This window comes from Rhodococcus sp. ENV425 (genome assembly GCF_002887785.1).
Classification (GTDB): Bacteria; Actinomycetota; Actinomycetes; order Mycobacteriales; family Mycobacteriaceae; genus Rhodococcus; species Rhodococcus aetherivorans.
Genome location: NZ_PCZU01000069.1, coordinates 1 through 8,980 on the forward strand (window position 1 = coordinate 1; position 8,980 = coordinate 8,980).

7 protein-coding genes are annotated in these 8,980 nt (G+C 71.9%); 3 read left to right on the plus strand and 4 right to left on the minus strand.

All coding sequences use genetic code 11. From position 1 onward, the window contains the following. The coding region (locus CQZ88_RS05390) for a bifunctional GNAT family N-acetyltransferase/acetate--CoA ligase family protein (protein ID WP_102799358.1) at positions 1 to 2,652 on the plus strand (2,652 nt) is incomplete at its 5' end. Between the two features lie 103 nt (positions 2,653 to 2,755). Here the strand turns inward: CQZ88_RS05390 and CQZ88_RS05395 are convergent. The 3 genes from CQZ88_RS05395 to CQZ88_RS05405 form a co-directional block, all read right to left on the minus strand. After that, a complete protein-coding gene (locus CQZ88_RS05395; protein WP_006935004.1) occupies positions 2,756 to 3,718 on the minus strand; it encodes a sigma-70 family RNA polymerase sigma factor in 963 nt (320 codons plus the stop codon). A 181-nt stretch (positions 3,719 to 3,899) separates the two neighbouring features. Next, the gene (locus tag CQZ88_RS05400) at positions 3,900 to 5,381 is read right to left on the minus strand and encodes a methyltransferase (protein WP_102799359.1); all 1,482 of its coding nucleotides are present in this window, start codon (positions 5,379 to 5,381) and stop codon (positions 3,900 to 3,902) included. 54 nt (positions 5,382 to 5,435) lie between these two features. Beyond that, positions 5,436 to 5,795 carry a DUF3099 domain-containing protein gene (locus CQZ88_RS05405; protein ID WP_006935000.1) on the minus strand — a complete coding sequence of 120 codons (360 nt, stop codon included), beginning with the start codon at positions 5,793 to 5,795 and terminating at the stop codon, positions 5,436 to 5,438. A gap of 72 nt (positions 5,796 to 5,867) precedes the next feature. Between CQZ88_RS05405 and CQZ88_RS05410 the strand changes: the two genes are divergently transcribed. Continuing rightward, positions 5,868 to 6,104, plus strand: a complete 237-nt coding sequence (locus CQZ88_RS05410) for a DUF3039 domain-containing protein (RefSeq protein ID WP_029543394.1) — start codon at positions 5,868 to 5,870, stop codon at positions 6,102 to 6,104. Here CQZ88_RS05410 and CQZ88_RS05415 read toward each other — a convergent pair. After that, positions 6,077 to 7,258: a YihY/virulence factor BrkB family protein gene (locus CQZ88_RS05415; protein ID WP_029543396.1), complete on the minus strand. Its 1,182-nt coding sequence runs from the start codon at positions 7,256 to 7,258 to the stop codon at positions 6,077 to 6,079. The two genes, CQZ88_RS05410 and CQZ88_RS05415, sit on opposite strands and share 28 nt — an antisense overlap. A gap of 257 nt (positions 7,259 to 7,515) precedes the next feature. Between CQZ88_RS05415 and CQZ88_RS05420 the strand changes: the two genes are divergently transcribed. Next, positions 7,516 to 8,980, plus strand: a 1,465-nt coding sequence (locus tag CQZ88_RS05420; protein WP_102799360.1) for a DEAD/DEAH box helicase, incomplete at its 3' end; no start/stop codon positions are given.

The following is an 8,980-nucleotide window of genomic DNA, read 5'->3' on the forward strand; positions in this document are numbered from 1 at the left end:
CTCGCCGTCGCCCGCAACTACCCCAAGCACTGGGTGGCGGACGTCCTCGCCGCCGACGGCAAGGCCGTGCACCTGCGTCCCATCGTCCCCGAGGACGCGGACCTGCTCGTGGACTTCCACAGCAAACTCTCCGAGCGCACCCGCTATCTCCGCTACTTCGGCCCCTACCCGACGATGTCGAAACGGGACCTGTTCAACTTCACCGTCGTCGACCACCACCGGCGGGTCGCGTTCGTGGCCCTGCTCGGCGGGGAGATCATCGCGGTCGGCCGCTACGAGGGTCTGCCCGAGGGCGACGGCCTGTCCGCCGAGGTCGCATTCACCGTCGCCGACGCGCACCAGGGCCGCGGCCTCGGTCCGATCCTGCTCGAGCACCTCGCCGGGGCCGCCGCCGAGAACGGCCTCCACACCTTCGTCGCGGAGGTGCTGGCCGAGAACCGCAACATGGTGACCGTGTTCCGGGAGGCCGGCTACCAGGTCAGCCGCAGTTTCGAGGGCGGCGTGGTGCGACTCGAGTTCGCCATCGACCCCACCGAGGCGCTGGTGTCGGTGCGCAACGCCCGCGAACGCGCCGCCGAGGCCCGCAGCGTTCGCAACCTGCTCAGCCCGGGCAGTGCCGCCGTCATCGGCGCGTCCACCGACAGCCGCAAGGTCGGCAACGCGGTCCTGGTCAACATGCTGCGCAGCGGCTTCACCGGCCCGGTCTATCCGGTCAACGCCGAGCACCGCTCGGTGCGTGGCGTGCGGGCCTATCCGACCGTCCGTGACATCCCCGACGACATCGACCTCGCGATCGCGGCGGTCCCGGCCGACGCCATCGACGCGGTGCTCGACGACTGCCTCGCCAAGGGCGTCAAGGCGTTGCTCGTCGTGTCGTCCGGCTTCGGCGAGACCGGTCCGGAGGGCCGGGTCGCGGAACGCCGCCTCGCCCACGCGGCCCGGGCGCACGGCATGCGGCTGATCGGGCCGAACGCGCTCGGCGTCGCCAACAACGATCCGGAGATCCGCCTCAACGCCACCCTCGCGCCCGTGCTGCCCGCGGCCGGCAACGTCGGCTTCTTCTGCCAGTCCGGCGCGCTGGGCATCGCGATCCTCGACGAGGCGGCCAAGACCGGCGTCGGCCTGTCCTCGTTCGTCTCTGCCGGCAACCGCGCCGACCTGTCGGGCAACGACCTGCTGCAGTACTGGGACACCGATCCGGCCACCGAGGTGGTGCTGCTGTATCTCGAGAGCTTCGGCAATCCGCGCAAGTTCTCGCGTATCGCGCGGCGCGTGGCCCGCAGCAAGCCGATCGTCGCCGTCAAGAGCGGCCGCCACGCCGTGCCCCCGGTCCTCGCGGCCCGCACGGGGGAGATGGACGACACCATCGTGCGGGACCTGTTCGAGCAGGCCGGCGTCGTGCAGGTGGGTTCGATCGCGCAGTTGTTCGACTCCGCCCTGTTGTTCGGCTACCAGCCGCTGCCCGCCGGCCCCCGCGTCGCGGTGGTGGGCAACTCCACGGCCCTCGGCGTGCTCGCCGTCGACGCCGCCCGCAGCGAGGGCCTGCACGTCGGTGAACCCGTCGATCTGGGGGCGGCGGCCTCGCCGGAACAGTTCGCGGCAGCCGTCGCCCACGCGCTCGAGGCGGCCGATGTCGACGCGGTGATCGCGGTGTTCGTGCCCCCGGTCGCCGTGACGGTCGAGCCGTACGCGCAGGCCCTGCGCGACGCCGTCGCCGGCACCGACAAGCCGGTGCTGACGACGTTCCTCGCCACCGAGGGCCTGCCCGACGTGCTCGCCGTGCGCGGACCGGACGGCCACCCCACCCGGGGTTCGGTGCCGTCGTATCCGGGGCCCGAGCGGGCGGCGCTCGCGCTGGCCCGGGCGTGGCGGTACGCCAAGTGGCGCAGCCGTCCGGCGTCCCAGGTCGTCCGTCCGGCGGGCATCGAAGCCGACAAGGCCCGCACCCTGGTCGAAGGGTGGCTGGCGACGTCGCCGGAGGGACGCTGGCTCTCGGACACCGAGGCGGCGCTGCTGCTCGCGTGCTACGGCGTGCACATCGCCGAGTTCCGGGCGGTGACCACGGCCGACGAGGCCGTCGCCGCCGCGGAGGAGATCGGGTTCCCCGTCGCGGTGAAGGCGACCGGCGCCCACTGGCGGCACCGGCCGGACCTGAGCGGGGTGCGGCTGGATCTGCTCGGGCCCGAGGCGGTGCGGATCGCGTACCGTGACCTCGCCGCGGTCTCCGGGGAGCCGTTGCTGCACGTGCAGAAGATGGCCACCAAGGGCATCGGTTGCGTCGTGCAGGTGCAGGACGACCCGTCGTTCGGGTCGCTGATCTCGTTCGGTCTCGCCGGGGTCATCTCCGACCTGCTCGGCGACCGCGCTTTCCGGGTCCTACCGGTCACCGAGGACGAGGCGGTCGAGCTGATAGACGCACCCAAGGCGGCGCCGCTGCTGTCCGGATACCGCAACACCGAGCCGGTCAGCAAGGCCGCGCTCGTCGACCTGGTCCAGCGCATCTCCGCTCTCGCCGACGATCTGCCGGAGGTGCGGGAGATCGCGTGCGAACCGGTCCTCGCGTCTCCCACGGGCGCGGAGATCACCGACGCGCACCTGCGGATCGGCCCCGAGCCGCACCCCCTAGACCTCGGCCCCCGCCGGCTGCGCTGACCTCGGCCCCCGCCGGCTGCGCTGACGGCCGCGGCGGTCCGCGGACGCGAAGATCCCCGAGAACCCAGCCCGGTTCTCGGGGATCGTCCGGCCGACTGCCCGGTCAGCTGGCGTAGGCGCGGAGGCGTTCGGCGCGATCGCCCTCGCGGAGCTTGCCCATCACTTCCCGCTCGATCTGGCGGACCCGCTCACGGGAGAGGCCGAACAGCTTGCCGATCTGGTCGAGGGTGCGGGGCTGGCCGTCGTCGAGGCCGTAGCGCAGCCGGATCACCTGCTGCTCGCGCTCGTCCAGGGTGGCCAGGACGCTGCGCACGTCGCTGTGCAGCAACCCGGCGATCACCGCGTTCTCCGCGGACGTCGCCTCGGCATCCTCGATGAAGTCGCCGAGCGGGGCCTCCTCGTCGTTGCCGACCGGCATGTCCAGGCTCACCGGGTCGCGGCTGTGGTCCAGCAGGTCGCCGATCTTCTCGACCGGGATACCGGACTCCGCGGACAGTTCCTCGTCGGTCGCCTCCCGGCCGAGCTGCTGATGCAGTTCCCGCTTGATCCGGGCCAGCTTGTTGACCTGCTCGACGAGGTGGACGGGGAGCCGGATCGTGCGGCTCTGGTCGGCCATGCCGCGGGTGATGGCCTGCCGGATCCACCAGGTGGCGTAGGTCGAGAACTTGAAGCCCTTGGCGTAGTCGAACTTCTCCATGGCGCGGATCAGGCCGAGGTTGCCCTCCTGGATCAGGTCCAGCAGGGGCATGCCGCGGCCGGTGTAGCGCTTGGCCAGGGACACGACCAGACGCAGATTCGCCTCGAGCAGGTGACTGCGGGCGGCCTGACCGTCACGCACGACGATCGCCAGGTCGCGCTTCTTCGCGGCGGTGAGCCGCTTCTTGGTCTCCAGCAGATGCTGGGCGTACAGGCCGGCCTCGATCCGCTTGGCCAGTTCCACCTCGTCCGCAGCGCTCAGCAGGGCCGTGCGGCCGATCCCGTTCAGATAGACGCGGACCAGGTCCGCGGCCGGGCTCTGGCTGTCGAGGTCGGAATCGACGCGGGCGGTGGTATCGGGGCGTGCCATGACGTGCCTCCTCATCGGTGGTGTCTCGATGCGTTCAACGCGCAGGACCCCTGGGAAAGTTCCCGGGGTTCCTCCGTGGGAACCGCCCTGACCTGCGTATATGGCGAACAGGTCCTGAGAAGTTGCTGAGAACACACCACCGGGGGAACCGGCGGGTAACTTTCCGGCCCGCCGGGCCGCCCTACCGGACGGGTTCGACGAGTCCGTGCCGGACGAGCGCCTGCACCAGGGGGACCGCCTGCCCGGCCAGCGCCTGCTCGTCCTCGTCGTGCGCGGCGGCGAGCAGCGCCACCAGCTCCGACAGCGGCAGGCCGTCGGCCCGCATCCCCGCCAGCAGGGCCGCTGCGGGATCGTCCACCTCGTGCTGCCAGTTCGGGCCGCCGCCGCGGTGCACGCGCGTCACCACCTGCCGCCAGCCGTCCGCACCCGGCAGGTACACGCGCTCCAGGGCGGTGTCGGGCCGGACGACGAACCGCGCCTCGAGGACATCGTGGTCGCGCAACCACGCCAGCCGCTCGAAGTAGCCGACGGCCTCCGCCCCGAGCGGGTCGGTGAAGCCGTGCCGCAGGTCCTCGGCGAGCACGTCGCTGGGCGCGTCGGTGCGCCGCAGGTAGACGAACCCGAAGCCGATGCCCTCGACCCGGTGCCGCTCGAAGTGGTCCAGCCAGGCCTCGGCGCGCGCCGCCACCGCCGGATCCCGCGGGTCGGCGTCGCCGTCACGCAGCCACGTCCCCACGTAGAGGGCCGGGTCGGCGACGTCGCGCTGCGCGATCCACGCATCGACCCCGTGGGCGGGCAGCCAGGAGGCGATCCGGCGTCGCCAGTCCTCGTCCTCGACGTGCACCCACGAGGCCAGCATCGCCGCGGTCCCACCCGGGTTCAGGTGCTCGGCGGCGCGGGAGACCATCAGCTCGCTCGCGCCGTCGAGGTCCAGGCCCGAGTCCCGGTAGGTGTGCTCGACCCGTCCGGTGCTCACCACGAACGGCGGGGTCGCGATGATCCGGTCGAAGCGGCGGCCGGCCACCGGCTCGAACCACGATCCCTCGAGCAGTTCGACCTCGACCTCGTTGAGCGCGGCCGTGGCGGCGGCCAGATCCAGTGCCCGCGGGTTGACGTCGGTGGCGGTGACGGTGCCGGCGAAGTCGGTGGCGCGCACGGCCTGTACGCCGCAGCCGGTGCCCAGGTCCAGCACCGAGCCGACCGGGTCGGTGGGCATGGCCTGCAGCAGCGACAGCGAGGCGTGCCCGACCCCGAGCACGTGGTCCTCGCGGGTGGGCCGGGGGCGCATCGCCCCGTCGAGGTCCGACAGCATCCAGCGGGTGCCGGTGCCGGCGTCGAGCGGTCGCAGATCCAGCGCCGCGCGCACGCCGTCGCCGTCGCGTTCGAGCAGCCCGGCCGCGATCGCCGTCGCCACGTCGACCGGGGCGAGCGCCGCGGCCACCTCCGCAGCAGGCAGCGTGTCGCACACCAGGAACAGGCGCACGAGGGTGCCGAGATCCCCACCGCCCGTCGCGGCCCGCCGCACCGGCACGGGCTCGCCCCGGCCGAGCGCGGCGTGCGCGTCGGGGCCGAGCAGCTCGAGCAGCGTGTCGGTGTCGAACCGGGCGCGCGTCAGCGCCGTGCGCAACGGGGGGCAGATCGAAAGCAGCAGGTCGCGGTCCACCCCCGCATTCTGGCAGCACCCCGAGGCCGCGTCGCCGGGGGACCGGGAGCCGGGTCAGCCCTCGATGATGCGGGGCTGCGGGCCCTCCAGGGCGGTGGTCCCGTCCCCGCGGCCGTCCCAGCGGCTGGGCTCGTCCTTCGACCGCGGCGGCCGATCGTTGGCGATGAGCACCGCCACCCACGGCAACGGGACGGACAGGGCGAGGATGCCCACCGAGAGCCAGGGATTGGCGAACGCCGCGTACGCGAGGGCGGCGAGGATCATGGCGGGGATGCGGAAGGACATGAGCGTGAGGTACTTGCGGACCCGCGCACGGTGCTGGTCCTCCAGCGACAACGCCGCCTCGGTGATCAGAACCGGTTTCTCGGGTGACCCGTCGTCGTAGTCCCCATTGAAACCCGGAGTTCTCGACATCCCTCTACTGTCCCACTCGCGCGCGCGGAATGCACATGCGCATCCGCATCGAGGGTGCGGCATCATGTAACGGTGAGCACCGACATCAAGGAACGGCCGGATACCACCACCGACGAAACCACCGACGACGACACTCCCAAGTTCTTCCACTACGTCAAGAAGGACAAGATCGCCGAGAGCGCGGTCATGGGCACCCACGTCGTCGCGCTGTGCGGCGAGGTCTTCCCGGTGACGCGCTCCCCGAAACCGGGGTCACCGGTGTGCCCGGAGTGCAAGAAGGTCTACGAGGGCCTGCGCAGGGGCGACTGATCGACGGTCTCGTCCGGAGCCGCCGGGACGTGTTCGCCGGCGGCCTTCTCCGCTGCGCGCGGGTGCGGAGCGTCCACGGGGCACGACTCCGGTTCCCGCTGGTCCGGCCGCATGATGTCCGGTAGCCGGATCGGGATCGGCGCCGTCCCGAGCCGCCGGGTCAGGCCGGTCACTGCGGCCGCCGCCGGCGAGGGCGCCGCGGCGGCCCGTTCGGCCAGCCACCGGCGCATCTGCTCGATGCGGGTCTCGCGGGCGGGCCAGAACTCCTGCACGGTCGCGTTGAACTCGGCACCCAGCACGACGGCGAAGCCGAGGAAGAAGGTGAACAGCAGGAACGCAATCGGGGTGGCGAGCGCGCCGTAGGTGTAGCCGGTCCCGGAGACCCACCGCAGATACCAGCGCAGTCCCGCGCTCGACGCCATGAAGAACGTGCCCGCGAGGATCGCGCCGCCCAGCAGCCGATGCCACGGCAGCGATCTCGGCAGCGCCACCTTGTACAGCGTCGTCAGGCCCACGAGCAGCAGCAGTCCCACGCCGGGGTAGTAGAACGTGTCCAGCAGCCGGGTGCCGAGGTCGTACCACGCCGCTGGCAGCGCGCGTCCGATCATGGTCGGCCCGAGCGCGACGAGTGGCAGCGTGAACACCGCCAGCACGAGGAACACCACGTACAGCAGCAGCGCGAAGAACCGCTGCCAGACGGGATGCCGGTGATCGTGCTGGTCGTGTGCCTCGTCGATCGAGTCCACGAACGTCGAGATCGCCGACGAACCCGCCCAGAGCGACAGCAGGAACCCGAGGGACATCACGTCGGCGCGTCCCCGCAGCAGCACGTCCTGCACCGTGGGCCCGATGATGTCGTCGACGACGCTCTCGCTGAACATCGTGCGGCTGAACGTGACGATCTTGGACTGGATGATCTCCACCGTGTCCGGCCCGAACCACCCGGCCACGTACCCGAGACTGCCCAGCAGGCCCAGCAGCAGCGGGGGCAGCGACAGCGTCTGCCAGAAGGCGGCGGCTGCGGCCTTGCTGAAGATGGAGTCGTCCCATGCCTTGGTCGCCGTGCGGGCGATCACCTGTAGGCCGCGATGCACCGGCCGCCGTCGCGGGCTCGATGCGGCGGTGGATCCGGCCGGTGGGGATATCTCGCTCATGGGTACTTCCAGCATTCCTGACGACACGCCGCGGTGCGCGGCGGCGGGCCGACGGGACCGCGAATTCTGTCATGATCGTCTCCTGTCGCCCGCGTCACGGACGGCGGTTCGGATGCGGGCCGGGCTCGCGGGCCGGGATAGGCTGCTCGACGGCCGTCGCCCGCCCGGCGACCGCACGGCGGTGCCCGTTCGCCGCCCGGCGACGTCGCCGTAGAGCGAAACCACCTGCACGACCGGAGAAGGAGCACGAGTAGCCGGTGAGCACCGAGACCCTCGGAACAGCGTCCTCCGCCCCCGCCGGACAGCTGCGCGCCTGGCAGCGCCGGGCCCTCACGAAGTACCTCGCGACGGGTCCGCGGGATTTCCTCGCCGTCGCGACCCCGGGCGCCGGTAAGACCACGTTCGCGCTGCGCGTCGCGAGCGAGCTGCTGCGCGACCGCACCGTCGACCAGGTGACGGTCGTCGCCCCGACCGAGCACCTCAAGCACCAGTGGGCCGCCTCGGCCGCCCGCTCCGGCATCGCGCTGGACTCGAACTTCACCAACTCCACGGGCCAGACGTCGAGCGACTTCCACGGCGTCGTGGTGACCTATGCACAGGTCGCCTCGCATCCGTTCAAGCATCGGGTCCGCACCGAGGCGCGCCGCACCCTGGTGATCCTCGACGAGATCCACCACGGCGGCGACGCCAAGAGCTGGGGCGAGGGCATCCGGGAGGCGTTCGGCGACGCCACCCGCCGCCTCGCCCTGACCGGAACACCGTTCCGCAGCGACGACAGCGCCATCCCGTTCGTGGTGTACGAACCGAACGCCGACGGTCTCATGCAGTCCAGGGCCGACCACGCGTACGGCTACGCCGACGCGCTCGCCGACGGCGTCGTGCGCCCGGTGGTGTTCCTCGCGTACTCCGGTGAAGCCCGGTGGCGCAACAGCGCGGGGGAGGAGTACTCGGCGCGGCTCGGCGAGCCACTCAGCGCCGAGCAGACCGCCCGGGCGTGGCGGACCGCGCTCGATCCCGCCGGCGACTGGATCCCGGCCGTCCTCACCGCCGCCAACACGCGGCTCGAGCAGCTGCGCCAGGGCGGGATGCCCGACGCGGGCGGATTGGTCATCGCCAGCGACCAGACGGTGGCCCGCGCGTATGCCAGGATCCTCGAGCAGCTCACCGGCGAGGCGCCCGCACTCGTCCTGTCCGACGACCCGACGGCCTCCGGGCGCATCTCGGAGTTCGATGCGAGCACCCAGCGCTGGATGGTGGCGGTGCGAATGGTGTCCGAAGGCGTCGACGTGCCGCGGCTCGCGGTGGGCGTGTACGCCACCAGCGCGTCGACGCCGCTGTTCTTCGCCCAGGCCATCGGCCGGTTCGTGCGATCGCGCCGCAAGGGCGAGACCGCGAGCGTGTTCCTGCCGTCCGTGCCGGTGCTGCTCGATCTCGCCAGCCAGCTCGAGGCCCAACGGGACCACGTGCTCGGCAAGCCCCACCGCGAGAAGGAGGGCTTCGACGACGACCTGCTCGCCGACGCCAACCGGCGCAAGGACGAACCCGGCGAGGAGGAGAAGGCGTTCACCGCGCTCGGCGCCGACGCCGAGCTCGACCAGGTGATCTACGACGGCTCCTCGTTCGGCACGGCGACGTTCGCCGGCAGCGAGGAGGAAGCCGACTACCTGGGGCTTCCCGGGCTGCTCGACGCCGAACAGATGCGGGCGCTGCTGCGCCGCCGCC